Annotated in this window: 29 protein-coding genes; 16 read left to right on the plus strand and 13 right to left on the minus strand. The window is 59.5% G+C overall.

All coding sequences use genetic code 11. From position 1 onward, the window contains the following. Window positions 1–31 precede the first annotated feature (31 nt). Complete coding sequence (locus ABNH18_RS11650) at window positions 32–1,465, plus strand: M20/M25/M40 family metallo-hydrolase (protein ID WP_349382972.1); 1,434 nt, start codon at window positions 32–34, stop codon at window positions 1,463–1,465. A 54-nt stretch (window positions 1,466–1,519) separates the two neighbouring features. Here the strand turns inward: ABNH18_RS11650 and ABNH18_RS11655 are convergent, their stop codons facing one another. Further along, complete coding sequence (locus ABNH18_RS11655; RefSeq protein WP_349382973.1) at window positions 1,520–2,293, minus strand: NRDE family protein; 774 nt, start codon at window positions 2,291–2,293, stop codon at window positions 1,520–1,522. Window positions 2,294–2,459: 166 nt separating this feature from the next. Here ABNH18_RS11655 and ABNH18_RS11660 point away from each other — a divergent pair, with 166 nt between their 5' ends. From ABNH18_RS11660 to ABNH18_RS11675, 4 genes are all read left to right on the plus strand, one after another. Beyond that, window positions 2,460–3,263: a sulfite exporter TauE/SafE family protein gene (locus ABNH18_RS11660; protein ID WP_349382974.1), complete on the plus strand. Its 804-nt coding sequence runs from the start codon at window positions 2,460–2,462 to the stop codon at window positions 3,261–3,263. Window positions 3,264–3,269: 6 nt separating this feature from the next. Next, entirely contained in the window at window positions 3,270–4,070 is an 801-nt protein-coding gene (lgt, locus tag ABNH18_RS11665; RefSeq protein WP_349382975.1) for a prolipoprotein diacylglyceryl transferase, read from the plus strand. Then, window positions 4,067–4,900, plus strand: a complete 834-nt coding sequence (locus ABNH18_RS11670) for a thymidylate synthase (protein ID WP_349382976.1) — start codon at window positions 4,067–4,069, stop codon at window positions 4,898–4,900. The genes lgt and ABNH18_RS11670 overlap by 4 nt, the downstream gene beginning before the upstream one ends. Window positions 4,901–4,973: 73 nt before the next feature. Continuing rightward, window positions 4,974–5,486, plus strand: coding sequence for a dihydrofolate reductase (locus ABNH18_RS11675; RefSeq protein ID WP_349382977.1), 513 nt, complete (start codon window positions 4,974–4,976; stop codon window positions 5,484–5,486). A gap of 168 nt (window positions 5,487–5,654) precedes the next feature. On the opposite strand, the gene ABNH18_RS11680 is transcribed toward ABNH18_RS11675, so the two are convergent. From ABNH18_RS11680 to ABNH18_RS11690, 3 genes are all read right to left on the minus strand, one after another. Then, on the minus strand, window positions 5,655–6,077 hold the full coding sequence (locus ABNH18_RS11680) for an OsmC family protein (RefSeq protein WP_349382978.1): 423 nt from the start codon (window positions 6,075–6,077) through the stop codon (window positions 5,655–5,657). A gap of 115 nt (window positions 6,078–6,192) precedes the next feature. Continuing rightward, complete coding sequence (locus ABNH18_RS11685) at window positions 6,193–6,885, minus strand: hypothetical protein (protein ID WP_349382979.1); 693 nt, start codon at window positions 6,883–6,885, stop codon at window positions 6,193–6,195. Between the two features lie 79 nt (window positions 6,886–6,964). Then, window positions 6,965–7,483, minus strand: coding sequence for a DUF6231 family protein (locus tag ABNH18_RS11690; protein WP_349382980.1), 519 nt, complete (start codon window positions 7,481–7,483; stop codon window positions 6,965–6,967). Between the two features lie 235 nt (window positions 7,484–7,718). Between ABNH18_RS11690 and hemP the strand changes: the two genes are divergently transcribed. Both hemP and ABNH18_RS11700 read left to right on the plus strand, forming a co-directional pair. Then, the gene (hemP, locus tag ABNH18_RS11695; protein WP_007149677.1) at window positions 7,719–7,895 is read left to right on the plus strand and encodes a hemin uptake protein HemP; all 177 of its coding nucleotides are present in this window, start codon (window positions 7,719–7,721) and stop codon (window positions 7,893–7,895) included. Between the two features lie 387 nt (window positions 7,896–8,282). Beyond that, window positions 8,283–9,263 (plus strand): ChuX/HutX family heme-like substrate-binding protein, encoded by a 981-nt coding sequence (locus ABNH18_RS11700; protein ID WP_349382981.1) that lies wholly within the window; start codon window positions 8,283–8,285, stop codon window positions 9,261–9,263. A 125-nt stretch (window positions 9,264–9,388) separates the two neighbouring features. Here the strand turns inward: ABNH18_RS11700 and ABNH18_RS11705 are convergent, their stop codons facing one another. The 5 genes from ABNH18_RS11705 to dapF form a co-directional block, all read right to left on the minus strand. After that, on the minus strand, window positions 9,389–9,703 hold the full coding sequence (locus tag ABNH18_RS11705; RefSeq protein WP_349382982.1) for a YqcC family protein: 315 nt from the start codon (window positions 9,701–9,703) through the stop codon (window positions 9,389–9,391). A gap of 18 nt (window positions 9,704–9,721) precedes the next feature. After that, on the minus strand, window positions 9,722–10,429 hold the full coding sequence (locus ABNH18_RS11710; protein ID WP_349382983.1) for an HAD family hydrolase: 708 nt from the start codon (window positions 10,427–10,429) through the stop codon (window positions 9,722–9,724). 87 nt (window positions 10,430–10,516) lie between these two features. Then, window positions 10,517–11,455, minus strand: a complete 939-nt coding sequence (gene xerC / locus ABNH18_RS11715; RefSeq protein ID WP_349382984.1) for a tyrosine recombinase XerC — start codon at window positions 11,453–11,455, stop codon at window positions 10,517–10,519. 12 nt (window positions 11,456–11,467) lie between these two features. Next, entirely contained in the window at window positions 11,468–12,196 is a 729-nt protein-coding gene (locus ABNH18_RS11720; RefSeq protein ID WP_349382985.1) for a DUF484 family protein, read from the minus strand. Between the two features lie 47 nt (window positions 12,197–12,243). After that, the gene (gene dapF / locus ABNH18_RS11725) at window positions 12,244–13,092 is read right to left on the minus strand and encodes a diaminopimelate epimerase (protein WP_349382986.1); all 849 of its coding nucleotides are present in this window, start codon (window positions 13,090–13,092) and stop codon (window positions 12,244–12,246) included. 217 nt (window positions 13,093–13,309) lie between these two features. Between dapF and ABNH18_RS11730 the strand changes: the two genes are divergently transcribed. Beyond that, entirely contained in the window at window positions 13,310–14,161 is an 852-nt protein-coding gene (locus tag ABNH18_RS11730; RefSeq protein WP_349382987.1) for a 23S rRNA (adenine(2030)-N(6))-methyltransferase RlmJ, read from the plus strand. 18 nt (window positions 14,162–14,179) lie between these two features. Here the strand turns inward: ABNH18_RS11730 and ABNH18_RS11735 are convergent, their stop codons facing one another. From ABNH18_RS11735 to lptM, 3 genes are all read right to left on the minus strand, one after another. Then, complete coding sequence (locus tag ABNH18_RS11735) at window positions 14,180–15,184, minus strand: Solitary outer membrane autotransporter beta-barrel domain (protein WP_349382988.1); 1,005 nt, start codon at window positions 15,182–15,184, stop codon at window positions 14,180–14,182. A gap of 99 nt (window positions 15,185–15,283) precedes the next feature. After that, window positions 15,284–16,525: a diaminopimelate decarboxylase gene (gene lysA, locus ABNH18_RS11740; protein ID WP_349382989.1), complete on the minus strand. Its 1,242-nt coding sequence runs from the start codon at window positions 16,523–16,525 to the stop codon at window positions 15,284–15,286. Between the two features lie 2 nt (window positions 16,526–16,527). Then, a complete protein-coding gene (gene lptM / locus ABNH18_RS11745; protein WP_349382990.1) occupies window positions 16,528–16,713 on the minus strand; it encodes an LPS translocon maturation chaperone LptM in 186 nt (61 codons plus the stop codon). A 269-nt stretch (window positions 16,714–16,982) separates the two neighbouring features. Between lptM and rnk the strand changes: the two genes are divergently transcribed. Further along, window positions 16,983–17,378 (plus strand): nucleoside diphosphate kinase regulator, encoded by a 396-nt coding sequence (gene rnk, locus ABNH18_RS11750; RefSeq protein WP_349382991.1) that lies wholly within the window; start codon window positions 16,983–16,985, stop codon window positions 17,376–17,378. Between the two features lie 77 nt (window positions 17,379–17,455). Here the strand turns inward: rnk and argH are convergent, their stop codons facing one another. Beyond that, the gene (gene argH, locus ABNH18_RS11755) at window positions 17,456–18,850 is read right to left on the minus strand and encodes an argininosuccinate lyase (RefSeq protein ID WP_349382992.1); all 1,395 of its coding nucleotides are present in this window, start codon (window positions 18,848–18,850) and stop codon (window positions 17,456–17,458) included. 134 nt (window positions 18,851–18,984) lie between these two features. On the opposite strand from argH, the gene ABNH18_RS11760 reads away from it, so the two are divergent. The 7 genes from ABNH18_RS11760 (at window position 18,985) to ABNH18_RS11790 (ending at window position 25,453) form a co-directional block, all read left to right on the plus strand. Further along, the gene (locus ABNH18_RS11760) at window positions 18,985–20,013 is read left to right on the plus strand and encodes a sensor histidine kinase (protein WP_349383263.1); all 1,029 of its coding nucleotides are present in this window, start codon (window positions 18,985–18,987) and stop codon (window positions 20,011–20,013) included. 13 nt (window positions 20,014–20,026) lie between these two features. Further along, entirely contained in the window at window positions 20,027–20,767 is a 741-nt protein-coding gene (locus ABNH18_RS11765; protein ID WP_349382993.1) for a LytR/AlgR family response regulator transcription factor, read from the plus strand. Between the two features lie 107 nt (window positions 20,768–20,874). Continuing rightward, window positions 20,875–21,186, plus strand: a complete 312-nt coding sequence (locus ABNH18_RS11770) for a TRL-like family protein (protein WP_349382994.1) — start codon at window positions 20,875–20,877, stop codon at window positions 21,184–21,186. Window positions 21,187–21,354: 168 nt separating this feature from the next. Further along, complete coding sequence (gene hemC / locus ABNH18_RS11775) at window positions 21,355–22,287, plus strand: hydroxymethylbilane synthase (RefSeq protein WP_349382995.1); 933 nt, start codon at window positions 21,355–21,357, stop codon at window positions 22,285–22,287. Continuing rightward, a complete protein-coding gene (locus ABNH18_RS11780) occupies window positions 22,284–23,015 on the plus strand; it encodes a uroporphyrinogen-III synthase (RefSeq protein ID WP_349382996.1) in 732 nt (243 codons plus the stop codon). The genes hemC and ABNH18_RS11780 overlap by 4 nt, the downstream gene beginning before the upstream one ends. A 243-nt stretch (window positions 23,016–23,258) precedes the next feature. Further along, a complete protein-coding gene (locus ABNH18_RS11785) occupies window positions 23,259–24,224 on the plus strand; it encodes a uroporphyrinogen-III C-methyltransferase (RefSeq protein ID WP_349382997.1) in 966 nt (321 codons plus the stop codon). Further along, a complete protein-coding gene (locus tag ABNH18_RS11790) occupies window positions 24,221–25,453 on the plus strand; it encodes a heme biosynthesis HemY N-terminal domain-containing protein (protein WP_349382998.1) in 1,233 nt (410 codons plus the stop codon). The genes ABNH18_RS11785 and ABNH18_RS11790 overlap by 4 nt, the downstream gene beginning before the upstream one ends. The last annotated feature ends 111 nt before the right edge of the window (window positions 25,454–25,564 follow it).

Consider the following 25,564-nt stretch of genomic DNA (forward strand, 5'->3'; position numbering starts at 1 on the left):
TAGAAAAAATAAAAATATTCGGGAGAGAAGTATGAAGCGCGCGTTCCTTTTGATTGTGGTGGCGCTGTTTGTCTTGCTGGCAGTGCTGTTGTTCAACACGTTCAACGTGAGCGCCCCAGATGACACGGCCACGCCCTTGCCAGTGTTCGAGTCAGGGTTAAACGAAGCGGACATGAGCGCCCGCCTGTCACAGGCGCTGCAATTCCCCACGCTGCCTCACCAGCCGCAATCGTTTGCGGCGTTCCATGACTTTCTCCGTGACGCTTTTCCGCTTACCGATCAAAACCTGGCCCTGAAAAAATTCGGTAATAGTCTGCTCTACCACTGGGACTCCGGGAACGATTGCGCGCCGACCTTGTTGTTGGCTCATCAGGACGTGGTGCCGGTGTCGTCACCGGATCAATGGCAGCACCCACCCTTTGCCGGGGTGGTGGATGAGCACTTCGTCTGGGGCCGCGGCGCCATGGATGACAAAGGCAGCCTGATGGCCATCCTGGAGGCCACGGAAGCCTTGTTGGCGGAAGGTCGGGCGCCAACTTGTGATGTATGGCTGGCGTTTGGCCACGATGAAGAAATCGGTGGCAATGAAGGTGCCAACCGTATGGCCGCGTGGATGGCAGAGCAGGGCCTGCGATTTGCGCTGGTACTCGATGAAGGTGGCATGATGCTACCGGGCGATACCCTTGGGATTGAGCAGCCTGTGGCGTTGATCGGCATCGCTGAGAAAGGCTACATGACGGTGACGTTGCAAGCCCACGCGGAACCGGGTCATTCTTCCCGTCCGCCGTCGAAAACCGCGGTGGGTGACTTGGCCAAAGCCATTACTGCCTTGCAGAACAGTCCCCGCCCTGCCGGGTTGAGTGAGCCAACTCGAAAAATGCTGAAGCAAGTGGCGCCGTATCAGCCGTTTGCCAAGCGAATTGTGTTCGCCAATTTGTGGCTGTTTGAGCCGCTCATCGTTAAACAGTTATCCGGCAAACCGGAAACCAACGCGCTGGTTCGCACCACCATGTCGCCGACTCTGTTGCGTGCTGGCGTCAAAGATAATGTGTTACCTGCCACCGCCGAGGCCACTATCAATTTTCGCCTGGCACCCGGCGAAACCCGCGATACCGTGTTGGCCTATCTGGAGGAGCAACTTCCGGATTCCATCACCGTCACCCCACAGGACACTTTCCTGTCTGATCCGTCCCTCACCAGCAATATTCCTTCCCCGGCTTTTAATCGTTTGGCGGGCCTTGCCCGGTCGCTACCGGAAAAGCCGGTGGTGGCACCATTCCTGCTGATTGCTGGCACCGATGCACGTCACTACCAGGTTGTTTCTGATCAAATATTCCGCTTTATGCCGGTTGCTTTGAATCAGGATGATCTGTCGCGTTTTCATGGTCACAACGAACGGTTGTCTAGAGAGCAGTATCCGCAGATGGTGCGCTTTTATGCCGGAGTGATGTTGGCAGCGGAGTAAAGGTGTGTTTACTGCCCGGTTTTCTGCATTGCAAAGAACCGGGTGAAGGCTCCATCAGGTAACAGTAAAACTCTGGTTCGGGCTGCCGGCCGCGTTGCCGTCCGGTTGCCATACCTGTTCCTGCATTTGCGGCCCCTGCTCGCGGTCCATAATGACCGCGCTGCTGGCGCGGGTGCCGTAGGTCTCGGACTGAATAAACACCGGGGCCACCAGCCTTTCCAGATCCATGCCCACGCCGGTATCGGGCAATTCACTGTCGGCGGGTTGATGGTGATCGTTGACCACTTGCAGTAATTGGTCCAGATCGCCGCCGGCGGTAATGGCGGTGGCCAGATTTTGTTTGGCCCGTTGTACCTTGGGCCAGGGCTCATCCAGCAGTCCGTTGCATAGGCCATGAATGCCTGGAGTCACTGCCTGGGGCGGTGCGTCTCGATTGCCCAGGTACCAGAGACTGTCAGCGGCACTGTCTGAGGTCACCGTGCCTACCAGCACGTTGAAGGCACCGTAGTGATGTTGTTCTGCCGCCAGGGTGTGGCTGAACTGTTCTGGGGTTTGTTCCCCTTCCAGAAAGGCAAATGGCAGCAGGCCCCGGGATCGCTCACCGGGCTGGCGGCCGGTGATGGGTTCGCGGTAGTTGGTGACTACGGCAAAGCGACCGTTACGGTGGATACCTAACCAGGTGCCGCCGGCGGTGAGATCCAGCCCGCAGAAAATATCGCCGCGCCAGCGGGCCGACTCGGCCGGGCGTGCGTGGAACTCATCCCGGTTTGCAGCCACCCGCAACGGGGTGGGGGAAGCAGGCTGCCAATCCAGCAATACAATGCACATCGATGGGTCCTTTCTTTCTCTTGCTCACCTACGGTCATCTACGCGACTGGAGTGCCGCTCGAATAATGAAGTCCGGGGTCTTTCCAGCGTCAGGTATCGGGTCTCCGGCGCCTGGCGTTTCCCGTGCTAGCATACCTGCCTTGTCACGAGTTGTGTTGGAGAGGATGTGCTGGAACTGTTTCTGATCTGTCTGGGCGTTGGTGTGGGCGCCGGCTTACTGGCAGGCGCGCTCGGATTGGGCGGGGGCGTGGTTATCGTTCCGGCCCTGATTTTCCTGTTTCACGGCTTGGGCTTTCCCGATGAACTGGTCGCCAAGATGGCGGTAGCCACCTCCTTGAGCACCATTATCGTGACCTCTATCAGCGCGGTACGCACCCACCACAAAGCAGGTTTTGTGCGCTGGCCGGTGGCGCTGCGTCTGGGCGTGGGCATTGTGCTGGGCGCCTTTGCGGGGGCTTTCATCGCCGATGCGATGAAAGGGGAACTGTTGACCCGTCTTTTCGGTCTGTTTGCCATGCTGATCGCCCTGCAGATGTTGTTGGTGGGCCGCAAGGCGGTGGATGACAGCTTGCCGGAACGTGTGCCCGGTGCGACGGGGCTGGGCTTGGCCGGGTTGCTGATCGGTACCGGGTCCGCCATTTTCGGTATCGGCGGTGGCTCGTTGACGGTGCCGTTTTTGAGTTGGTGCCGGTTGAAAATGCAGGAAGCGGTGGCCATTTCCTCCGCCTGTGGGCTGCCCATTGCCATTGCCGGCACGCTGGGATTTGCGGTGGCGGGTTGGAATGAGCAGCACTTGCCTGATGGGGCGCTGGGCTATGTGTTTTTGCCTGCCACAGCCGGTATAGTGCTCACCAGCTTCCCGTTTGCGCGCCTGAGCGCGCGGCTCAGCCACCGGCTGCCGTCCGCCACCTTGAAAAAGGTCTTCGCTCTGGTGCTTTTTGTGCTTGGCCTCAAACTGGCTTTTGGATAACAACCTATGGAATTCCCGCAGATCGACCCGGTGGCGTTCGCCCTCGGCCCCCTGAAAGTGCACTGGTATGGCCTGATGTACATGTTTGGCTTTGCTGCCGCCTGGTTGCTGGGTGTGTACCGGGCCAAGCAGCCCCATTCCGGCTGGACTAAAGATCAGGTGGGCGATCTGGTGTTTTACGGCGCCATGGGCGTGATTGTCGGTGGCCGCTTGGGTTATGTGTTTTTCTATAATTTCGATAAATTTCTCGATGATCCGCTCTGGTTGTTTGCGGTGTGGACCGGGGGCATGAGCTTCCACGGTGGCGCCATCGGGGTGCTGACCGCCTTCTGGTTGTTCGCTCGGAAAACCGGCAAACGGTATTTCCAGGTGGCGGATTTCATGGTGCCCATGGTGCCTATCGGCCTGGCCACTGGCCGCTTCGGTAATTTTATGAATGCGGAGTTGTGGGGCCGCGCCAGTGATGCGCCTTGGGCCATGGTGTTCCCCACCGACCCACTGCAAATTGCACGGCACCCCTCCCAGCTTTATGAGATGGTGCTAGAGGGCGTGGTGCTGTTTCTGGTGCTGTGGGTGTATTCGGCGAAACCGCGCCCGGCGGGGGCGGTAACGGCCCTGTTCGGGATCGGTTATGGCTGCGCGCGCACCTTTGTGGAATTCTTCCGCGAGCCAGATGCTCATATTGGTTATCTGGCGGGTGGCTGGTTGACCATGGGGATGCTGCTGAGTATTCCCATGATTGTGTTGGGCATCGCCATGTTGGTATGGGCTTACCGGAACGATGATCGAGGAGTGACGACAGCATGAAGCAATACCTGGATCTGCTGCGCCATGTGCGTGAGCACGGCACCTACAAGGAAGATCGCACCGGTACCGGCACCTATGCCGTGTTTGGTTACCAGATGCGCTACGACCTGAGCCAGGGCTTTCCCATGCTCACGACCAAGAAGCTGCATTTGCGCTCGATCCTGCACGAACTGCTGTGGTTCCTGTCTGGGGAAACCAATATCCGTTATCTGAAAGAAAACGGCGTCTCCATCTGGGATGAGTGGGCCACGCCAGACGGCGAACTCGGGCCGGTTTACGGCGAACAATGGCGCAGTTGGAAAACGCCGGATGGCCAGGTGATCGATCAGATCGCCGAGGTGCTGGCGGAGATCAAGCGTAACCCGGATTCACGTCGTTTGGTGGTCAGCGCCTGGAACCCGGGTGTACTGCCGGACCCGTCTATTTCGCCGGAAGCCAATGCGGCGGCGGGTAAGCAGGCGTTGCCACCGTGCCACTGCCTGTTCCAGTTCTACGTGGCCGACGGCAAGCTCAGCTGCCAGTTGTACCAGCGCAGCGGCGACATCTTCCTGGGGGTACCGTTCAATATTGCCTCCTATGCATTGCTGACGCTGATGATGGCTCAGGTCTGTGACCTGGAGCCGGGCGACTTTGTGCATACCCTGGGGGATGCGCACCTGTACTCCAATCACCTGGAGCAGGCCGACACCCAATTGTCCCGCACCCCTGGCCCGCTGCCCACGATAACGCTGAATCCGGCGGTGAAGGACCTGTTCGCGTTCACCTTTGACGATTTCACCGTCAGCAATTACGACCCCGCCGCGCACATCAAGGCGCCGGTGGCGATTTAAGAGACGCCTCACGTTTCACGCAACACGCCAGCACGCGTGATGCATGAAGCGTGTTGCCTGCTGCGAGGTTTAAATGTCCATTCGACTTTCCATGATGGTCGCCAAGGCCAGCAACAATGTGATCGGCCGGGATAACAAGCTGCCCTGGTATCTGCCCAATGATTTGAAGTACTTCAAGCAGGTGACGTTCGGCAAGCCGGTGATCATGGGCCGCAATACCTGGGAGTCCCTGAAGGGGCCGCTGCCCGGGCGGACCAATATCGTTATTACCCGTCAGCAGCAGTACTTGGCCGAGGGTGCCAAAGTGGTGGCCACCGTGGATGAGGCTATCACCATGGCGGAGAACGTGGCGTTTATTGAAGGTCAGGAAGAAGCCGTGATCATGGGCGGGGCCGAAATTTACGCGCTGGCGCTGCCGCAGACCCAGCGGCTCTACCTTACCGAAGTCCACGCAGAGGTCGACGGGGATACCTTCTTCCCGGAATACGACACGTCCGAGTGGAAAGAAATCGGACGCGAAGATTTTCCGGCGGAAGGACCCAATCCCTACGATTATTCGTTTGTGGTGTACGAGCGGAAAGAATAGCTACAAGCTTGGATAGGGACGCGGGAAAAGTTCCCCCGATTTTCCTTTTCAACTTTTCAACTTTTTCACTTTGAACTTTCAACTGATGTTTCGCAGGCAGGGCGACTATCGTGTAGTACCAGCCTAAACCGCGTTGCAGCTTGAAGCTTGTAGCTTGCCGCTCGGTTTTTACTGCCGCGGTTCGATCCGAACCTCACTTCTTACCGACTGGGCGATAAAGCATTTTTCGTGGGCGCGCTGGTGCAGGGCCTGAATTGTTGCGGTGTCTGGTTGCGCATCATTAAAGGTGACCAGCGGTTGCAGCAGCATGGTCTGCATATAAATTTTTGCCTGATCGTTTTGCCCGAGTACGCCTTGGGGGTCGTCATCGTAGCTGGCCACCGACAGCCCTTCGCGGGCCGCTTCGGTGAGAAAGGACAGCAAGTGGCAACTGGCCAGTGCGGCTAGGAAGGCTTCTTCCGGTTCCATGAATTCCTGATGGCCGTGTTGGCCATCGACCACGCGCACTTCATTGCCATCTGGAAGGTGCCAGAGATAATGCTCCTGGTCGCCGTGGGCGGTCCAGCTTAGATGCATGGTGTGTTGTGACACGAAATTTCCCCGGTTGATAGGTTATTAGCGGCTTGTTTCCGCACCTTTCAGGGCAGTATGCCATCAAAATAGCCACTTGCCATGACGACTTGGGTCAGACCTCGCTATCTCGTTGTCAGGCGGCGTCTGAGGGGGCGGCGGGCTGGCTTAACGACCAGTAGCGGAACACGGCAATATTCACCAGCGCGCTCATTAGCGATACCGGCAGGGCGGCCAGCAACGAGGCGGCTATGGTATGGCTAACCACTCCTAGGATGGCGCTGGCGACCAGGCTGCTCATCATCAGGTAGGCCAAGAATACTAACACCAGAATCAGCAACAGCGGCCACTGCTGAGATTGTGTCATCTGGAACGACTGGCGCAGGGCCTCGATGGGGTTTTGCTGCTTGAGGATTACCAGCAGGGGCGCGTAACACAGGCGGGTGTAGACCCAGACCGCCGGAAAAAACAATGCCATCCAGCCCAGCGATACGCCAATGGCCATCAGTGCATAGGTGAGCAGGAGTGGCGGGTAGACCAGTAGTGCCGGTGCGGTGCAAGCCAATAGGCCGCGTGGTTTGCTGTTGCTGCTGGCGGACAGCTGCACATAGAGCGCGCCTTCGGCCAGTGGCCGTACCAGCAGAATAATGGCCAGGCTGATGCCGCTGAATTGCAGGGCTGCCCCTTCGGTTTCCGGCAGCACGAACGATGGGCCGAAGACCCACTGGGTAGCTTCAGTAATCAGGGCAAAGGGGGCGGTGACCAGAAACAGCGGGCCAAGGTGCCGCCACCAGAAGATAAAAATTTCGCGAAAACGGTGTCCGATCATGGTGTGCCATCAATTCAGTCGACGGCGCAACCATACGACAGCGCCGCGCTCATTTCCACAATGCCACGCGGCGCAAAGGTTACCACCAGTATTTTCCCCAGTTTTCCGGGTTGGCCCAAAAGCGCGGGTTATTCCATTTGCGCTCGAAATTGTAGTTATCCAGGTCGTAGCTATAGATGTTCAGCTCGCGCCCGTCTTCAGCAAAGTGCCCTTGCTCCCGGCAACCCAGTGCCAGAAACCCGTTGGTGGGCCAGCGCAATTTCTGCGGGGCCAAAGTGGGCTGATACACCGCCACCATGGAATTGGTGTGCAGATTGCGTAGCAAGCCCATCAGTGCTTCACCGTCGTGCTGGGGCATGTATTCCAGCTGATCCGCCACGATGGCGATATCCACCCGGTTGATGTCGTCCAGTGCGGGGAAGGGGTTCTGCTCCTGAATTTCCACCAAGGTGCAGTTGTGATCTTTGCACCACTGGGCAACGACAGGGATGGGGTTGAGGCTGACAGTCAAAATGGAGGAGGGCTGGTGGCTATCGAGAATAGCGGCCAGACGTTCCTGCGGAGATTCGGTCATGGAGTGTGCCGTCGCAATATTCATGATTTCAGTCTAACGCCATTACAGGTGGCTTTCGATAGGGGGCTGGGTAGCGTTTTGCAGTTTTTGATGCACTGCAGTAATCGTTCCCTTGGCGGTCTTTGGGCGGCAGAGGAGAGAGCGGTGTAAGGGGGCGGGCGCCACTGAAATGAGATCTTCATCAGAAAATGGATAACAGGCGTTGACGACCGTCCAATCAATAATGATAATGATTCTCATATACGAAAAGGAGGTCAGCATGTCACAGGTAAAGAAAAACGTTGCCACTACCACGCGCCAGGTTGCCATTAATGCGGAAAGCAGCGTGGCCAGTGGTTTGCTGCTTAACCACCAGGGCAAGTTGTGGATAGAGCATGCCGGTGAGCGTTACCAGCTGCGTCGCACATCCAACAACAAGTTGATACTTACCAAGTGACGCGGCATGCAACACGCTCCACGCAACAACACGCAGAAAGCGCTTCTGGTTTTCAAGGTCCCAATCCCGCGTAAAAACGTGAGCGCGGGGCAAGGCGTTTAAAAACCGACAATCAACGAATCGCGTTGTTGCGTGGAGCGTGTTGCGTGCCGCGTCTCATCTTTCTCCCTGACGTGGATCGCCAGCCGCAGCCAGCTTTCCACACCTAATTTAAGGCTCTCCGGCATGCAGCATTCCGCCGGCCGCAACGCTCAGGATCTGTTGTCATTGTCTTGTCTGCCTGTCGAGCCCACTCTTTCGGCGCGGCAGCAGGCGGCAATAGTTATGACCCTGTCACCGCGTTGTGGCGTGAAGCATGTTGCCTGCTGCGCTATTTCTGGAGGCAGTATGTCTGTCATGACATGGCCCTCGGCCCCGGCAACATCCCCTCTGTTGAGGCAGTGTGGTGCCGCGCTCGGTGACCGGGTGTTGCGGTTGCAGGATGAGCCGTTGGCAATTCTCAAGGCGCTGTACCGGCTGGGCTCTCTGGTGGTGACCACCTTTTCCAGTGGGTCGCGCATTTCCCAGAACATGCATTACCCGACCCTGCAGGACGGCGAGTCCGGTGTAGCCGGCGAATGGTGGCTGGAATCAGTGGGCGATCGTTGCCGGCTGCGCCAGAGCTTGCAGGTCGGGCAGTGGCATTCGGTGCTGGCGGTGTTGGAACCCACCGGCGCCTTGCCGGCGCGAAGTCTGGTGTTTTTCGACCGCCACGGGCAGCCGCTACAGCAGATGGCGGTGGCGCCGGACAGTGGCGGCCTGGCGTTCGAGGAGCTGGTGTGCGCCATGCTTCACCCGGATCAGCAAACGCTTAGCATGCCGGCGGTGCTGCCACGCGGGGAAGCCGGTGACCTGGGGTCGCTCAGTCAGTTGGAGCGGGACTGGACCAGCAGCACGGATGAGGAAGACTTTGCCGGCTTGCTGCAGCGCTGCGATCAACAGCGCGACGTTTTGTACCGCTCGGTGCGTGACAGCTTTGCTTGTCAGGTGCGGCCGGAAACGTTGCCGGCGGTGCTGGCGGAAGCCGCTGTCCGAGACACGGTCACGACATTGTGCGTAGGGAATCAGGGGGTGCGGTTGTGCATGACCGCGCCCTGGTCGTCACCGCGCTGGCAGGGCAGCCATTGCCATCTGGCCCATAACGGCGCGCTGGTGTCACTGGATATGGCGCAGATGGATAGCCTGTGGCGGCTGCGCAAGCCTGGTGACGGGCAGGTGGTTACCGCCCTGGAAGCGCTGGATAGTCGTGGCCAGTGGCTATGGACCCTGTCCGCTGGCGACGAGGAAAATCTGTGGCGGGCGCTGTTGCGCGATAGCATTGTTCGTTGACGGGCGACAGGAACAGATTGTCTCTATTGCGGGAGTGATGGTTGGATCACGACGTCCGATCGCTTGTCAGCGTCTATTTGCGGTGGAGCCATCACGCCCACAGGTGATGTAAGCGTGCGGCGTTTTCAGAAATGCGCGTCGAATTGCTTCAGAATTTGCACGATTTGGCTCGTTTCCTGCTCCATACCTTTCAGGGCTTCTTCGGCCATGGGGGCGATATCGCACTGTCCGGGCAGGGGGTGATCCGCTTCCAGTATGGCCCGGAAACGGGCGATGAATACCCACTGCAGCCACTCGCTGAAATTCATGGTGTCCGCAAAAAACGGTGTGCTGCTGTCGAAGGCTGACGGGGCTGGCGGTTGTGGAGACCACAGACCTTGCTGAGCAAGCTCTGTTTGCAGGTCATCGAGCAGCGAGGCGAGTTGTGTGCGTTGGGTCATGGGGGGAATCATCCGCAGTCAGTCATCGAAGAGCGGCACCAGATCCGGTAGCTCATGCAGGTTGTGGATATGGTGACGGGGGCGGTCCAGTTCAACCGGCCAGGTCAGATCGATGAGGTTGGCCCAGACAGTGTGCATGCCGTGCTCGCGGGCGGCGTGCACATCTTCCAGCGGGTGATCACCCACGTGGACGGCTTGGTGGGCCTGAACCCCGGCAGAGTGCAGCGCGGCATGAAACATGTCCGGGGCCGGTTTGCGCTTGCCGATGGTTTCCGCAGAGTGATGAAACGCGAACAGGTCGGCGATGCCTATCATTTTCAGGTCGGCATTGCCGTTGGTCAGCGCGCCTAGCGTGTAGCTGTCAGCGAGTTGTTCCAGCACCTCCCTGGCTCCCGGGAAGAAGCTGACCTGGTTGCGTGCTTCATGGAACACGGTAAAGGCGTTCAAGGCGATGCGCTGGGCTTCAGCATGCGCAAAGCCGTGATCGGTGAAGGCTCGGCTCATGGCGTCCTGACGCAAGGCGGTCAGGTTATCCAGATACTCGGGCTTTTCCTTGAGCAGGGCCGTGCGCACTGTCCGCACTCGCTCGGCGCTGAGTGCAGCGGCGGCATCTGGGTGGTTGGCGGCGATCCAGTCACTGCACGCTTTCTCGGCCTTGCGGATCACTTCATCCACGGGCCAGAGCGTGTTGTCCAGGTCGAAGGTAATCAGCTTGAGTGTGCTCATGGGCGCTAGTTTATCGCAAAACTGCTAACGGCAGCACATCGCTTTATTCGCGCCGGGCATTGGGCGTTCAGCGTCAGGCGCCAAGCATTACTCGTCTTCGTCTTTTTTACGCTGCGCCCTTGGGTGGGCGCCATCGTAGACTTGGGCCAGGTGCTGGAAATCCAGGTGGGTGTAAACCTGGGTAGTGGCCAGGTCGGCATGGCCGAGCAGTTCCTGTACCGCACGCAGATCGCCGGAGGATTCCAGCAGGTGGGTAGCGAATGAGTGACGTAACTTGTGCGGGTGCAGATGGTCGTCGAGCCCGCGTTCCAGGGCGTGCCGTTTAAGCCGTTGTTGCACACTGGAAGGGGACAATCTGCGACCGTTTTTACTGATGAACAGGGCGTTCTGGTCGCTGCTTTTTATCAACAAGGTGCGCACTTTTAACCAGCGGCGCACGGCGGTAAGGGCGGGTTTGCCCACGGGTAGCTGGCGGGTTTTATTGCCTTTACCGGTAACCAGTAATTGGCCATCGCGCAGGTCGATACTGTCCAGATTCAGGCTCAGTAATTCTGCCAGCCGCAGGCCGCAGGCATAGAGCAATTCCATCATGGCCTGATCGCGCAGGGCCAGCGGTTCGCTACTGTGGGTGCCGGCATCCAGCAGATGGCTGACTTGATCCGCATCCAGCGCCTTGGGTAGGCGTTTGCCGCTTTTCGGGGCGCGAATGTCCATGGCCGGGTTGTCGCGGGCAAGCCCCTCACGCATCAGATAACGGAAAAACGTGCGCAGGGTGGATAGCATGCGCTGGATGGTTTTGCCGCTTTTCCCCTTGCGGTGGAGCGCGGCGGCCAGGCTGCGAATGTCATGGACGGTGAGGCTATCCCAGGGTTGGACGCCGAGGATCCTGCGGGCTTCGATCAGGTCTCGTTGATAATTGCTGACGGTGTGGGGGGAGAGGCGGCGTTCGCTGGCCAGATGGGTCAGGAACGCGGAAATCGTTGAGCCAGAATCGTTGGCCGCGTCTTGTGGGGTGTTGCTATCCACGATAACCGGCCACTATGAATTGATGTCACTGGTTTTTTTAGCGGCCTGATGGGGATATTGGCGCACGACCTCGTGCAGGCGACGGCTTAATACCTGGCCGATATGGGTAATGAACAAAGTGCCCAGGGAGCTGCGGAAGTGCATGGCGCTTTTGCTGCCGATGGCCAGCAGCCCCAGGCGACCCTGATATTCCAGGGGCACCATGGCGGCGGAGCGAATGTCGGTGGCGTTGTCCTGGAACAGGGCTTCCATTTCTTCCGTGCGCATGGCACCACAGACCGCCTTGCCACTGCGCAGTAGATGGTTCAGGGCACTGGGCAGAGCGTCGCTGTCTACGCAGCGAATCTGGTTGCGCAGGTCGCCGAGGATCGGTACTTCCCGGTCGTACAACATCAACGCCACCTGGTCACAGCGGAAATCCGTGCTCAGGCTGGTGAGCAGATTACGGAACAGCTTTTCGGCGCCCCGGGCTTCCAGCAACGCCAGCGTCAGGCGGCGGGTCTTGTCGAACAGGTGATCGTTTTCGCGGGCCACATCCAGCAGGCCGTTGAGGCGGTCGCGCAGCTCGGTGTTGCGCTCGCGAAGAATCGACGCCTGGCGTTCCAGCAGGGATACGGCCTCGCCTTTGGAGTCAGGCAGGCGCAGCAGTTCCAGCAGCTCCGGGCGATGCTGAAAGAAATCGGCATGTTCACGCAGGTAGGCGGCGACCTGGTCGGCGCTGGCTGGAGTTTGGTCCGTCATCAATCCTGTCCTTTGTCATCATTCGGGTCAGTGGGCACTGACGTCGCCTAGAGAGTGATATCAATAGCGCCATCATAGACATGGCTGGCGGGGCCTGTCATCTGGATGCCGCCCTGGCCATCGTAGCAGACTTGCAGCGTACCGCCCGGCAGATGCACGGTGACGGCGGTATCCAGCCAGCCCCGGCGCTGGCCGATGACCACGGCAGCACAGGCGCCGGATCCGCAGGCCAGGGTTTCGCCGGCGCCCCGTTCATAGACGCGCAGGCGGATCTCGTTACGGCTGACGATCTGCATAAAGCCCACGTTCACCCGTTCCGGGAATTGCTCGTGGCTTTCCAATAGCGGGCCGTCGCTTTCTACTGGCGCGCTATCCACGTTCTCGACCAACAGGGTGCAATGCGGATTGCCCAGCCCCACGGCGCCTACTTCCCAGGCGTGTGAGCCGGATACCAGGAAATAGCTATCTGCTTCGCTTTTGGCAGTCATGGGGATGGCATTCAGGGCCCAGCGGGGCGCACCCATATCCACGGTGACCTGCTCATCATCGGTGACGGTGAGTGTCATCTGGCCGGCGGCGGTTTCCACCCGGATTTCACGCTTGTCGGTGAGCCCCTGTTCGCGCACAAAACGGGCAAAGCAGCGGGCGCCGTTACCGCACTGGCTTACTTCGGAGCCGTCGGCGTTGAGAATGCGGTAGCGGAAATCGGCGTCAGCGGCACGGGCGGGCTGCACGATCAGCATCTGGTCGAAGCCAATGCCAAAGTGGCGATCTGCCAGGCGACGGATTTCGTCCGCAGGCACAGGCAGGCCGGTTTCCGGCAATGACTGGCGAATGCCATCGATGACGATGAAATCGTTGCCCAGGCCGTGCATTTTGGTAAAGCGCAGGTTCATGCCGCTGTCCGCTTGAGTGGTTATTAAAACGGTATTGTACGGCCTCACGGGGCTGAAATCAGTGCCCGTGGTGGTGCAAAATGCCTATGGCCATGATTCTTCACGGCGATGAGTCAAAAAACAGACCTTACGCGAGCCGGGCAAGGTACAATCGCCCATTAGTCGCGACGAATCTGCCGCCGCGAAGCGTTTTCCATTCCCTGTTCAGGTGTCCGTCATGCTTTCCTACCGTCACAGTTACCACGCCGGCAATTTCGCGGATGTGCTCAAGCACATTGTGCAGGTGGCAATCATTGAATACCTGAAGAAGAAGGACAAACCCTTCACCGTGCACGATACCCATGCCGGCGCGGGTAGCTATGCCATCGCCAGTGAACATATGCAGAAGACCGGTGAGTACCAGGACGGTATTGCCAAATTGTTTGGCAAGCGCACCGGGGTCGGGGTGATCGATCAGTACGTATCGCTGGTGGAAAAGCTGAACCCGGTGGGGCGGCTGATGGACTACCCCGGCTCGCCGCTGATCAGCGCCCGTTTGCTGCGTGAGCAAGACGTGCTGCAATGCACCGAGCTGCACACCACCGACTTTGCCCTGCTCAAGCGTGAGTTTGCCGACGACAAGCGGGTGCAGGTACTCAAGGAAGATGCTTGGCAGGGGCTCAAGGCATTGCTGCCCCCGCAGCACCGTCGCGGTCTGGTATTGATTGATCCGTCCTATGAGATGGAAGCGGATTACAATGGTGTGCTGCCTGCCGTGCAGATGGCCATGGAAAAATTCGCCACCGCCGCTTATGCGATCTGGTACCCGGTATTGGACCGCAACCGCACAGAAAGCTTTATTCGCCGTTTCGTGAAAGCCGGTATTCCCAACTTGCTGAGGGTGGAATGCTGTGTGCGCCCGGATGCTTCCGGCCGTGGCATGACCGGCACCGGCATGTTGATTATCAACCCGCCTTATACCTTGGCCCAGCACATGGCCCAGGCCATGCCCCTGTTAAAAGACGCGCTTTGCGATGCCAATGGCCACACGCTGGTGAAAATGCTCACCGGGGAGCAGGGCCAGTCCTGAGGGGCGGCTCCCGGCGATTTACCCCTCGTTGAATAACAGCACCAGGGTGCCGCCGCGTAGCAGGCTGCCGTAGTTCAGGTTGATGCCGATGCCAATGTTGTCCACGAAGGGAATGCGCTCGCGGATATCCAGCAGCCAGCCTACGCCTGCTTCGTAGTAATAATGATTCCCCAGAGACCCTTCCAGATCGCCGCCCAGGTCGTAACGAGATGCCTGCATCCACACGTTCTGGCCGGGCAGGATGCGGGTGACGAAGGGGTGTTTCCAGCGCGCGCCATGGGACCAGTACCAGGCTTCCGGCGCCACGTCGTGGGCGGCGCGGTCGGTATGGAAGGTGTGCCCGGCCACATAATGAATGTCGCTAAACAGCTCCACCTCCGCCTGCTCACCGCCGATGAAATAGGTCAGCCGGGCGCTGGGTTCCAGTAGCCAGGCATCCGCATCGAAGTTGGTAATGAGCCCGTTGACGGCGGGGGCGATGGCCTGGGAATCGGCGGTATTGAACTCGGTGTCGTTGCGATAGCGCATCCAGTGCGCGTGGGTAGAAAAGGCAAGGTCCCAGTGGGTGGATAATCGGCGGCTGAATGTCCCGCCGGCACTCAGGGAACTGACCGAGCTGCTGATTTCGTCCTTGGCCCGGTTGGTGCTGCTGATGATCTGGGTTTCCTGTTTGTTTTCCACGTAGGCGGCTTTAACGCCCAGCGTCAGCGCATTTCCGGTTTCGGCTAGCGGCGTCTGCCACGCGTAGGGCAGGCTGAAGGTGGTGATGCGTTGGCGTAGTTCCTGGGATTCCAGCGAGCCAAAGTTGTCGTCGTCCAGATCCAGCAGCGAGTTGGGGTCGAAGTCCCAGAAGCCGAAACGAACGGCGCCACCGCTGGTTAGCAGGTTGGCGGTGACAAAGCTTTCCGCAAGGCTTAACCGCACTGCCCGGTTAACGGCGTCGTTGCTTGACGTTTTGCCGGGGGCGCCTGTCAGTAACAGCACTGGCAGGATGAGCGATGTCAGAGCGGGGCGAAAATTCATGATGCGCAGGGGTAAGGTCCAGGGGGCTAGCCGCGTCAGCCAAAGCGTAAAACAAAAAACGGGCCGAAGCCCGTTTTCTGTGCCTTGTTGGGGTGCGCTTCAGGGAAGCAGGGATTCCTGCTTCAGTTGGTCGTCATAGGTTTCCCGCTGGCGCACCACAAAAGCCTGGTCACCATCCACCATGATTTCGGCGGGACGATTGCGGCTGTTGTAGTTGCTGGCCATGGCAAAGCCGTAGGCGCCGGCACTGCGGACCGCCAGCAGGTCGCCGGTTTCCAGGGACAGGGTGCGGTCCTTGCCGAGGAAATCACCGGTTTCGCATACCGGGCCAACGATGTCCCATTCACGGCAATCGGCGTCGTGGGGTTTCACTGGAATGATGTTTTGCCAAGCGGAGTACAGGCTGGGGCGAATCAGATCGTTCATGGCCCCATCGACGATGGCAAAGTTCTTGTGCTCGGTGGGCTTGAGGAACAGCACTTGGGTGATGAATACGCCAGCGTTGGCGGCAATGGAGCGCCCCGGTTCGATGTGCACGGGAAGGTCGCCGGGAATGTGCTTGAGCAGCGCTTGCACATAATCTGCCCGCTCCGGTGGCGTCTCGTCGTCGTACGTCACGCCCAGCCCGCCACCCAGGTCCAGATGGTGGATTTCGATACCCTGTTCCTGCAGCTGCGCGAGCAGTTTCAGTACGCGCTCCAGGGCATCTTCGAACGGGTCCAGCTTGGTGAGCTGGCTGCCGATGTGGCAGTCGATTCCCAGAATCTTGATGTGCGGCAATTCGGCGGCGCGCTGATACAGGGCAGGGGCCTTGGTGATATCCACGCCGAACTTGTTGTCTTTCAGGCCGGTGGAAATATAAGGGTGGGTCTGGGCGTCCACATCCGGGTTCACGCGAATGGCGATGCGGGCTTCACGATCCAGTTCGCCGGCCACCAGATTCAGCAGTTCCAGTTCGGCGGCGGATTCCACATTGAAACAGTGGATGTTGGCTTTCAGGGCCGCGGCCATTTCGTCGGCCGTTTTGCCCACGCCGGAAAAGACAATTTTGTCCGGGTCGCCGCCGGCACGCAGTACCCGTTCCAGTTCACCACCGGAGACGATATCGAAGCCGGCACCGCAGCGGGCCAGCACGTTCAGTACCGCCAGGTTGGAGTTGGCTTTGACTGCGTAGCACACCTGATGAGGGTGGTCACCGAAAGCCTCATCGAACGCCAGGTAGTGGCGCTCCAGGGCGGCCCGGGAATACAGGTAGAGCGGCGTGCCGAAGCGGTCCGCCAGTTGCTCCACCGGCAGCTCTTCGGCAAAAAGCTCACCATCGCGGTACTGAAAATGATCCATGATTAATCCTGTGCAGACGTGTTGGCGTCGTCTTCGTCTTGTGTGTCGTCACTGTCTTTAGCGTCGGAATTTTCAGGCTCGGCTTGGCTGACCAGTGCGGGCGCATCGCGATCCTGATCAAAATACAGCGGGCCTTTTTGGCCGCAGCCGGCCAATAGCAGAAACAGTAACAGGCTAAATGGGCGCATGGGGTACTCCGTTTGCTGGGGGCAGTATAACGGTTCGCGATCTTTGGGGTAATGCGAAGACGGTGCGAAATCCGGTTGTTGGTGGTGTCCGATAACGCCGCTTGAGAAAAAACGGGTCCGGTCTACTATCGGTTCATAGTCTGCGTAATGTGGACCCATTTCTGTTGATCTTTTCGCCCCTTCCGCATGCGTGTCCCATCTTTGCCTGAATGATTGCGGCATTACGGACCCGTGCTTGCGTGGGGCGTTTTACTTTAAGGAGAAAAATCATGGCGCTTCCCGTCATTACTGTGTCTCGCCTGGATGTTGCTCGTTTGGAGGCGCTGCTGTCCGATGTGGATGGCGAAGTGGCTGATGGCCTGGAAGAAGAGTTGCTGCGGGCCACGGTGGTGGAGCCGAAGGATATGCCGACGGATGTGGTGACCATGAATTCGCGGATTCGCTGCCGGGAGCAGGGGCGAGGCCGAGAGATGTGCCTGACATTGGTATACCCACAGGATAGCGGGCCGGAACGGGTATCTATCCTGGCCCCGGTGGGTGCAGCCTTGTTAGGTATGTCGGTGGGGCAAAGCATTGACTGGCCGGCCCCTAACGGTAAGACGTTGAAGCTGGAGATTCTTGCCGTTGAGTACCAGCCGGAAGCCAATGGCGAGGACTTGGGGTAGGGCGGTCGAGGCGCTTTGCCAAGCTGGCAGGACAGAGATGCGATGCATCCTGCCCTGCGGACGCCGGGGGAAGGCCGTTACGTGTTGTCCAGCGCCTCGCGGGCACGGCTGACGGCAGCGCGCACCTGGTCCGGGGCGGTGCCGCCGATATGGTTCCGGGCACTCACTGAGCCTTCCAGAGTCAGCACGTCGAACACGTTGTCTTCAATCTGGTCGCTGAATTGTTTCAGTTCAGACAGGGACATGTCGCTCAGGTCTTTCTTCTTCTCTACGCCGTAGGCCACGGCCTTGCCCACAATCTCGTGGGAGTCGCGGAAAGCGATGCCCTTGCGGACCAGGTAGTCGGCCAGGTCGGTGGCGGTGGCAAAACCACGGCGGGCGGCTTCACGCATGACTTCGCGGTTGGGCTCCAGGGACGGGATCATGTCGCCGAAGGCGCGCAGGCTGCCCTTGAGGGTGTCCACGGCGTCGTACAGCGGCTCTTTGTCTTCCTGGTTGTCCTTGTTGTAGGCCAGCGGCTGGCTCTTCATCAGGGTCAGCAGGCTGATCAGGTGGCCGTTAACGCGGCCGGTCTTGCCGCGCACCAGCTCGGGTACGTCCGGGTTCTTCTTCTGCGGCATGATGGAGCTGCCGGTGCAGAAGCGGTCGGGCAGGTTGATGAAGTTGAACTGGGCGCTGGTCCACAGCACCAGCTCTTCGCTGATCCGTGACAGGTGGGTCATGGTCAGGGCGGCCAGGGCGCAGAATTCGATGGCGAAGTCCCGGTCGCTCACCGCGTCCAGGGAGTTTTCGCAGACGCCATCAAAACCGAGCAGTTCGCAGGTGCGTTCGCGGTTGATCGGGTAGGTGGTGCCGGCCAGGGCGGCAGCGCCCAGCGGCATGCGGTTCACCCGTTTCTTACAGTCCAGCAGGCGCTCGCGGTCGCGCTTGAGCATTTCGAACCAGGCCAGCAGGTGATGCCCGAAGGTCACTGGCTGGGCGGTCTGCAGGTGGGTGAAGCCGGGCATGATGGTGGCGGCTTCGCGCTCAGCCAGATTGAGCAGACCCTGCATCAGGTGCAGGTACTGTTCTTCCAGAATCAGCAGTTCGTCGCGCAGCCATAGGCGAATATCCGTCGCTACCTGGTCGTTACGTGAACGGCCGGTGTGCAGCTTCTTGCCGGTAATGCCGATCTTGTCGGTGAGCCGGGCTTCGATGTTCATGTGCACATCTTCCAGCGCCACGGACCACTCAAACTCGCCGTTCTCGATTTCCAGCTGGATTTCACGCAGCCCCTGGATGATGGCGTCGCGTTCCTCATCGGTGAGCACGCCCACTTCGGCCAGCATGGTGGCATGGGCCTGGGAGCCGTAGATGTCCTGACGGTACATGCGGCGGTCGAAGTTCACACTGGCAGTGAATTCCTGCACGAACTGGTCGGTGGACTCGCTGAAGCGGCCGCCCCAGAGTTTGTTCTGCTGCTTGTCAGTCATCGTACTTGCTCAACGCTTGGTTTGCGGGGGCGCAAGTATAGCAGGGGGAGAGTATTCCTTGGGAGTGGGGGTTGGTTCAGGTATAACATATTCATAACTAGGCTTTTTTCCGTATAAGGGGTGTGCCCGTGGCCATGGATGTTCCGGCCAATAATAGTTTCCTGCCCGATCTGTGCAGTACCCGTGCTGTGCTGGTAGTAGTGGTGGTCGCAGAGTTGATGGCGCTGGTGGTGACGTTGGTGGCCACTTACTACGATGATTTCAGCGTTGGCCGTTTGGCGATTACCTCTCTTTTCGTGCAGTGGGTGGGGCTTACCTCAGCGGCGCTGGTGTGCCAGTTGCGCAATCGACTGAACCGTCTGCCGCCAGCGTGGGCGTCGATCGCGGTGGTGTTACTGGTGGTTGTCGATACCTTGCTGTTCAGTTTGCTGGCGCGGATGGTGATGGCCTGGGCTTCCGGCGCGGTGATGGATATGGGGCTGTGGTCTGCGGAGATTCCGGTTAACGGCTTAATTGCCGCGATTATTGCCGGCCTGGTCATGCGCTACTTTTATGTGCAGGAACAGTTACGGCAAAAGGGGCAGGCAGAACTGCAGGCCCGGATTCAGGCGCTGCAGTCACGGATTCGTCCACACTTCCTGTTTAACTCCATGAATATCATTGCCAGTCTTATTGCGGTGGATCCGGATGGGGCAGAACAGGTGGTGGAAGATCTGTCGGTGCTGTTCCGTGCCAGCCTCAAAAACAGCGGAAACGAGGCGTCGCTGGAAGAAGAGCTGGAGCTGTGTCGGCGCTATATTCACATTGAACAGCTACGCATGGGCGAGCGGTTGCAGGTGGAGTGGGATATCCAGGTAGACGCGAAATCTCTGAAGATTCCGTTATTAACCTTGCAACCCTTGCTTGAAAATGCCATTTATCATGGCATACAGCCATTATCGGCGGGGGGGATGGTGACCATCCGTGCCCTCGCGCACAATGGCAACCTGGTGCTGTCGGTGAGCAATCCGAAGCCGGAAGGCGACGGGCATCACAAAGGCAATCGTATGGCACTGGAAAATATACGTCACCGGCTGGAAGCCCTGTACGGTGACGAAGTGGCGGTGGAATCACGCCCGGAACAAAAAGAATACGAGATCGAAATTCGATATCCGCTGCAATAAAAGGATGGGACTTATGCGGGTACTTGTCTGCGACGACGAGCAACTGGCTCGGGACCGGCTCAAACGGCTGGTCGATAAAATCGAGAATGCCGAGGTGGTGGCAGAGGCGGCCAATGGCCGTGAGGCCATCATTGAAGCCCAGTCCTGCAAGCCGGACGTGGTGCTGATGGATATTCGCATGCCGGAAATGGATGGCATGGAGGCGGCGGAGCATCTGGGCAAGATGGACAACCCGCCGGCGGTGATTTTCTGTACCGCTTATGACGAGCATGCCTTGCAGGCGTTCCGGGTACACGCGGTGGATTACCTGCTCAAGCCGGTCAATGCGGCTGATTTGACCACAGCGCTGACCAAGGCGAAAACGCTGAATCGCGTGCAGTTGGCGGAAATCAGTGGTGAAGTGAGCGAGGAAAAGCCCCGCCGTCGCGGCCATATCAGCGCCCGTACCCATCGGGGGCTGGAGTTGGTGCCGGTGGATGACGTGCGCTACTTCCTGGCCGATCAGAAGTACGTGACGGTGTGCTTCAGCGAAGGCGAAGTGCTGATCGACGAAACCCTGAAAGAGCTGGAAACTGAATTTGGCGACCAGTTTGTGCGTATTCACCGCAATGCGCTGGTGGCGCTGCGGTATATTGAAGGCATGGAAATGGCCACTGCCGGGCACCACCAGGTGCGCTTGCGCGGCGTGGAGGAACGGCTGACCGTGAGCCGGCGCCATGTGGCGGGGCTGCGGCGGGTGCTGCAAAGCTTGTAACGGGCATGTGGGGTAATTAACACGGTCCGGGCCGCGTGCTAGCCTTGGGCCTGCTTCAGTGAATGAAGCATTGAACGACAACGAATAACAAAAACAGGAACCCTGTGATGAAAAAGATACTCCTTCTTCTGGTTGGCGCGGTTGTGCTCAGCGGTTGTGCCAGTGCCACCATGCCGGTTACCGGTTTTCTTTACGGCAATGTGAAAGCGCCCATGGCGGCCACGGCGTCCTCGGAAAAGCCCACCCGTGTAGGTCGCGCCAGCGCCCGTTCCATCCTCGGTGTGATTGCCTCCGGCGATGCCAGCATCCAGACCGCTGCCCGTAACGGCGGGATCACCGAAATTCACCACGTGGATTATGAATCCCAGAACTTCTTTGGGGTGCTGGCGGAATTTACCGTGGTTGTTTACGGCAATTGATCCAGTGGCGAGAAGCGAGTAACGAGTTGCGAAACCCTTTTAGCCTTCCCGGTTTTGCCTTTCGAAACTCGCTTCTCGTGACTCGTTCCTTTCCGCGTCCTGCGTCTCTCCTAATCGCTCCTTAAACTGATAGACTGACGGCCTAATTCACTGCCCTCAGGATGCCCCATGTCCCGCGAAATCTTGCGTATTGCTACCCGTTCCAGCCCGCTTGCTATCTGGCAGGCGGAAGATGTTCAGCAGCGTCTGGAAGCGTTGCATCCCGGGTTGGCGGTGGAGTTGGTGCGGATCAAGACTCAGGGCGACAAGATTCTTGATACCCCGTTGGCCAAGATTGGCGGTAAGGGCCTGTTCGTCAAGGAGCTGGAAGAGGCAATTATGGATGGGCGCGCGGATATCGCTGTGCACTCAATGAAAGATGTGCCCATGGTGTTGCCCGACGGCTTTGCTCTGCCGGTGATCTGTGAGCGCGATGACCCCCGTGATGCCTTTGTATCCAATACTTTCGACAGCCTAACATCGTTGCCTCATGGCGCTTGCGTGGGCACCTCCAGCCTGCGCCGTCAGGCTCAGGTAAAAGCCAATCGCCCGGACCTGGTGGTAACAAGCCTGCGAGGCAATGTGCAGACCCGCTTGGGTAAGTTGGATGCCGGTAATTTTGACGCCATTATCCTTGCGGCGGCGGGCCTAAAGCGCTTGGAGATGCACGACCGGATTCGCTATGAAATGCCCCCGGAGGAATCGCTGCCGGCGGTGGGGCAGGGCGCTGTTGGTATCGAGTGCCGTGAGGGGGATGAGCACACCATCGCGTTGCTGTCGCCGCTCAACGATAAAGATACTTGGGATCGCGTGGTGGCCGAACGTGCCATGAATCGCCGCCTGGAAGGGGGTTGCCAGGTGCCGATTGCCGGTTTTGCGCTGCTCGAGGATGGGCAGTTGTGGCTGCGTGGCTTGGTGGCAGAGGAAGACGGTAGCCAGGTATTGCGCGCAGAAGGCTCGGCCCCGCGGGCCCAGGCTGCCGAGCTGGGCGTGGATATTGCTGAGCAGCTGCTGGCCCAGGGCGCAGGGGCGATTTTACAGGCGCTGTACGCGCGCCAATGATCGATCCGGGACGGCAGCAACAGGTCGTCGTGACCCGCCCTGCGGGCCAACAGCAGCGCCTGATGGCTCTGCTCACGGAGGCCGGGTATCAGCCCCTTCACCAGCCGGCGCTGGAAATAGAGCCGGTGCCGGTGGATGGCGCGATGCAACGCACCCTTATGGAGCTGGACCGTTACCACGCGGTGTTTTTTGCCAGCGTGAATGCCGCCCGGCTGGCGCTGTCAGCCATGGCGGACCTGTGGCCCCAGTGGCCGGTAGGTGTGCATTGGCTGGCGGTGGGGCGGGCTACGGCGGCGGAGTTGGAATCCTGGCATCTGCCCGCCACGGTGCCGGAGGACGGTTTCAATTCCGAAGCGGTGCTGGCCCTGTCCTGCCTGCAACAATTGCCTGAAAAACAGGTCTTGATCTGTCGGGGCGACAGCGGCCGTGAGTTGCTGACGCAGACCCTGGAGGGTCGCGGTGCCCGTGTTGATGCGCTGGCCTTTTACCGGCGCCATGGGGTTAGCGGCATCACCCTTTCGGAACAGACGGGCTGGGTGATGGTTACCAGCGTGCAGAGTTGGCAGGCGCTACAGCCGGGAATGCCCGAAAATTGCGGTGTGGTAGCGGCTGGGGAGCGAGTGGCCGCGGCGGTGCAGGTCAGTCACAGTGGCCCTGTGCGAGTGGCGGCCAGCGCCCATGACGATGACATGCTGACGGCCTTGATTACTGGCGGTGTCGGCGGTTAAGGCGAGCGCCTTTCTTTTGGGTTTATTCGCTGTTACTGATCCTGTTGCTGGCTTGGCTCGTCCCGGATGTGTGATTTGCGGGCAGGCCCCGAAAACCCTTTTTTACCGGATCTAACCGTTAATGATTGGACAGCAATGGGCGCTCACTTTAAGGTTTTTGCAATGATATCGGGTATCGCCACACCGAGGGCGCAGGGGGTTTGAGACTCGCGCACGCCTCGCTATGACAACAACGGAGCTGACATGACGCAGGATCGTCCTTTTTCCCGCCAGGGCGGGGTAAGCCTTTTGACTGTGCTGCTGGTACTGGTGGTGCTGGCTGCACTTGGGGCGGCTGGCTGGTGGGGGTGGCAGGAGTTCACCCGGCTGAAGAGCGAAAAAAGCAGCCTGGCGGATCAGGTGACGACGGTGAAAGGCGAGTTGGCCAGTCAGCGCTCCCAGGTCCAGGCTGCTCTGTCCGGCCTGGAAAAAGAGCAGGCCAAGCTGGCGGCGCAGATGACCAAGGACCGCGCCGCCCTGACCGATTTGAAAAGCGGTGGACAGCGACTGTGGCTGATCAACGAAGCGCGTGCCCTGGCCAGCCTGGCCAGCCAGCGCCTGTTGCTCACCCAGGATGCGCTGGCCGCGCGCCGTTTGCTGAAAGCCGCTGACCAGACTCTGGCGCGCCTGGATGACCCTGCTGTCCTGCCTGCCCGCAAAGCACTGGCCCTGGACATGGAAACCCTCAGCGGTGCCAGTCAGGTGGACGTGCAGGGCATGGTGCTGCGTCTGGGCGCCTTGCGTGAGCTGGTCGTCGAGTTGGCAGTACCCGCAGAGGCGTCTCCCCCGGAGCGCGCGACCCCTGACGTGGATCAACCCTGGTGGCAGGACGTGCTGGACCGGATGCCGGTGACCGTACGTCGTCACGAGGGAGCGGTGCCGCTGCCGTTGTCGGGCGAGCAGGCCTCGCTGGTGCGCCTGACGCTGGATGGCAGCCTGCAGCAGGCGCAGCTGGCGCTAATGCAGGGGCGCGCTGAGGCCTATGGTCAGGCCGTTGAGAATGCCCGCAGCACCCTGAAGCAATGGTTCCGGGACGATGATCCCCGTGCCGCACAAATGCAGGCGACGCTGAAAGAATTGGGCGGCGCCAGTGTGGCCCAGGCCCTGCCGCAGATCGGTAATGGTCTGGCGGCCATCGAAGCCCTGAAGCGCAAGGAGGGCGGCGCATGAAGAAAGTTGTCCTGCTGATTATTATCGCCCTGGTTGCTGCTCTGGCACTGGGGCGCTGGATGGCAGCGGATTCCGGTTATGTGCTGATCATCCGGGATTCCGTGTCGGTGGATACCACCCTGGGGTTTGTGGTGCTGATGGGCCTGCTTGGTGCGGTGGCGCTGGTGGTGCTGACCTTGCTGGGCAACGCGGCCTGGAATGCCATGGAGCCGGTACGCGCTACCCGTCGCTGGAAAAAAGCGGTGGCGGAGCGTCGTTTGCGCAGTGGTTTCTTGCAGCTGGTGGATGGCGAGCAGGAAAAGGCCGAGCGCTTGCTGGTGGCCGCCGGTGAAGACGGTGACTGGCCGCTGGTGGCCTGGTTGCTGGCGGCGGAAGCGGCCCAGGAACAGGATAAAGTGGACGCATCGCAGCGCTATCTTGAACAGGCCAGCACAGACCGACGGGGCCGCTTGGTCGCTGGCCTGATGAAAGCCCGTTTTGCCCTGGATGATGGCTACCCGGAGCAGGCGCGCAGCGAATTGAAGGTGCTGGCGGACATGGCACCGCGCAACAAGCGTATTCTCAACACCTATGCTGACGTGCTGGAAAGCCAGAAAGACTGGCAGACCTTGTGCGCCCTTATGCCGCGCTTGAAGCGAGCCTTCGGCGAAACCAACCAGATTCGCCGTGAGCGCCGGGCCTGGTTGGCCTGGTTGCAGGAAACCGCGCGCAAGCCCGGGTTTAATGATGCGGATAGCCGCCGGGATGAACTGCGTAAACTCTGGAAAGATGTGCCGGTTCACCTGAAAAACGATCCGGCCATGGTAGCCCGCTATGCCGGCTTTCTGGCCCAGCTGGGCGGTGGCCGCGGTGCTCTGAATTTGGTCCGCGAGCAATTGGGTGGCCAATGGGATGACCGCCTGCCGCCGGTGCTGGAAGCCATCGATGATATTCCCCCGGACGACCTGCTGCAGGTATTGGAAAAGTGGCTGGCGGAACGCCCGGGCAATGCGGCCGTGTTGATCACTGCCGGTCGTGTTGCCTTGAAAGCGCGTTTGTGGGGCAAGGCCCAGGGCTTCTTTGAAGCGGCGGCAAACTCCAGCCAGAGCGCGACAGCCCTGGCAGAACTGGCGCGCTTGTACCGGGCGTTGGGGGATTCCAGCAAGGCCATGTCTGCCTTTGATCGCCGTATGGCGCAACTGGAAGGTGATCTGCCGGCCCTGCCGTTGCCCGATAAAAGCGTGCCGTAGTGTTGAATGTCGTTTTGTCGGGTTACGCCGCTACGCGGCTAACACGACCTACAAAACCTGCAGCACCTTGTAGGTCGTATTAGGCCGAAGGCCGTAATCCGACAACGCATT

This window comes from Alcanivorax sp., assembly GCF_040118815.1.
Taxonomy (GTDB): domain Bacteria; phylum Pseudomonadota; class Gammaproteobacteria; order Pseudomonadales; family Alcanivoracaceae; genus Alcanivorax.

Excerpts from the sequence above, each read along its gene's own strand:
- ABNH18_RS11650 (WP_349382972.1), top strand. The coding sequence starts at position 32 with ATGAAGCGCGCGTTCCTTTTGATTGTGGTGGCGCTGTTTGTCTTGCTG.
- ABNH18_RS11655 (WP_349382973.1), bottom strand. The coding sequence starts at position 2,293 with ATGTGCATTGTATTGCTGGATTGGCAGCCTGCTTCCCCCACCCCGTTG.
- lgt (WP_349382975.1), top strand. The coding sequence starts at position 3,270 with ATGGAATTCCCGCAGATCGACCCGGTGGCGTTCGCCCTCGGCCCCCTG.
- ABNH18_RS11670 (WP_349382976.1), top strand. The coding sequence starts at position 4,067 with ATGAAGCAATACCTGGATCTGCTGCGCCATGTGCGTGAGCACGGCACC.
- ABNH18_RS11675 (WP_349382977.1), top strand. The coding sequence starts at position 4,974 with ATGTCCATTCGACTTTCCATGATGGTCGCCAAGGCCAGCAACAATGTG.
- ABNH18_RS11685 (WP_349382979.1), bottom strand. The coding sequence starts at position 6,885 with ATGATCGGACACCGTTTTCGCGAAATTTTTATCTTCTGGTGGCGGCAC.
- ABNH18_RS11690 (WP_349382980.1), bottom strand. The coding sequence starts at position 7,483 with ATGAATATTGCGACGGCACACTCCATGACCGAATCTCCGCAGGAACGT.
- hemP (WP_007149677.1), top strand. The coding sequence starts at position 7,719 with ATGTCACAGGTAAAGAAAAACGTTGCCACTACCACGCGCCAGGTTGCC.
- ABNH18_RS11700 (WP_349382981.1), top strand. The coding sequence starts at position 8,283 with ATGTCTGTCATGACATGGCCCTCGGCCCCGGCAACATCCCCTCTGTTG.
- ABNH18_RS11705 (WP_349382982.1), bottom strand. The coding sequence starts at position 9,703 with ATGACCCAACGCACACAACTCGCCTCGCTGCTCGATGACCTGCAAACA.
- ABNH18_RS11710 (WP_349382983.1), bottom strand. The coding sequence starts at position 10,429 with ATGAGCACACTCAAGCTGATTACCTTCGACCTGGACAACACGCTCTGG.
- ABNH18_RS11720 (WP_349382985.1), bottom strand. The coding sequence starts at position 12,196 with ATGACGGACCAAACTCCAGCCAGCGCCGACCAGGTCGCCGCCTACCTG.
- dapF (WP_349382986.1), bottom strand. The coding sequence starts at position 13,092 with ATGAACCTGCGCTTTACCAAAATGCACGGCCTGGGCAACGATTTCATC.
- ABNH18_RS11730 (WP_349382987.1), top strand. The coding sequence starts at position 13,310 with ATGCTTTCCTACCGTCACAGTTACCACGCCGGCAATTTCGCGGATGTG.
- ABNH18_RS11735 (WP_349382988.1), bottom strand. The coding sequence starts at position 15,184 with ATGAATTTTCGCCCCGCTCTGACATCGCTCATCCTGCCAGTGCTGTTA.
- lysA (WP_349382989.1), bottom strand. The coding sequence starts at position 16,525 with ATGGATCATTTTCAGTACCGCGATGGTGAGCTTTTTGCCGAAGAGCTG.
- lptM (WP_349382990.1), bottom strand. The coding sequence starts at position 16,713 with ATGCGCCCATTTAGCCTGTTACTGTTTCTGCTATTGGCCGGCTGCGGC.
- rnk (WP_349382991.1), top strand. The coding sequence starts at position 16,983 with ATGGCGCTTCCCGTCATTACTGTGTCTCGCCTGGATGTTGCTCGTTTG.
- argH (WP_349382992.1), bottom strand. The coding sequence starts at position 18,850 with ATGACTGACAAGCAGCAGAACAAACTCTGGGGCGGCCGCTTCAGCGAG.
- ABNH18_RS11760 (WP_349383263.1), top strand. The coding sequence starts at position 18,985 with ATGGATGTTCCGGCCAATAATAGTTTCCTGCCCGATCTGTGCAGTACC.
- ABNH18_RS11765 (WP_349382993.1), top strand. The coding sequence starts at position 20,027 with ATGCGGGTACTTGTCTGCGACGACGAGCAACTGGCTCGGGACCGGCTC.
- ABNH18_RS11770 (WP_349382994.1), top strand. The coding sequence starts at position 20,875 with ATGAAAAAGATACTCCTTCTTCTGGTTGGCGCGGTTGTGCTCAGCGGT.
- hemC (WP_349382995.1), top strand. The coding sequence starts at position 21,355 with ATGTCCCGCGAAATCTTGCGTATTGCTACCCGTTCCAGCCCGCTTGCT.
- ABNH18_RS11780 (WP_349382996.1), top strand. The coding sequence starts at position 22,284 with ATGATCGATCCGGGACGGCAGCAACAGGTCGTCGTGACCCGCCCTGCG.
- ABNH18_RS11785 (WP_349382997.1), top strand. The coding sequence starts at position 23,259 with ATGACGCAGGATCGTCCTTTTTCCCGCCAGGGCGGGGTAAGCCTTTTG.
- ABNH18_RS11790 (WP_349382998.1), top strand. The coding sequence starts at position 24,221 with ATGAAGAAAGTTGTCCTGCTGATTATTATCGCCCTGGTTGCTGCTCTG.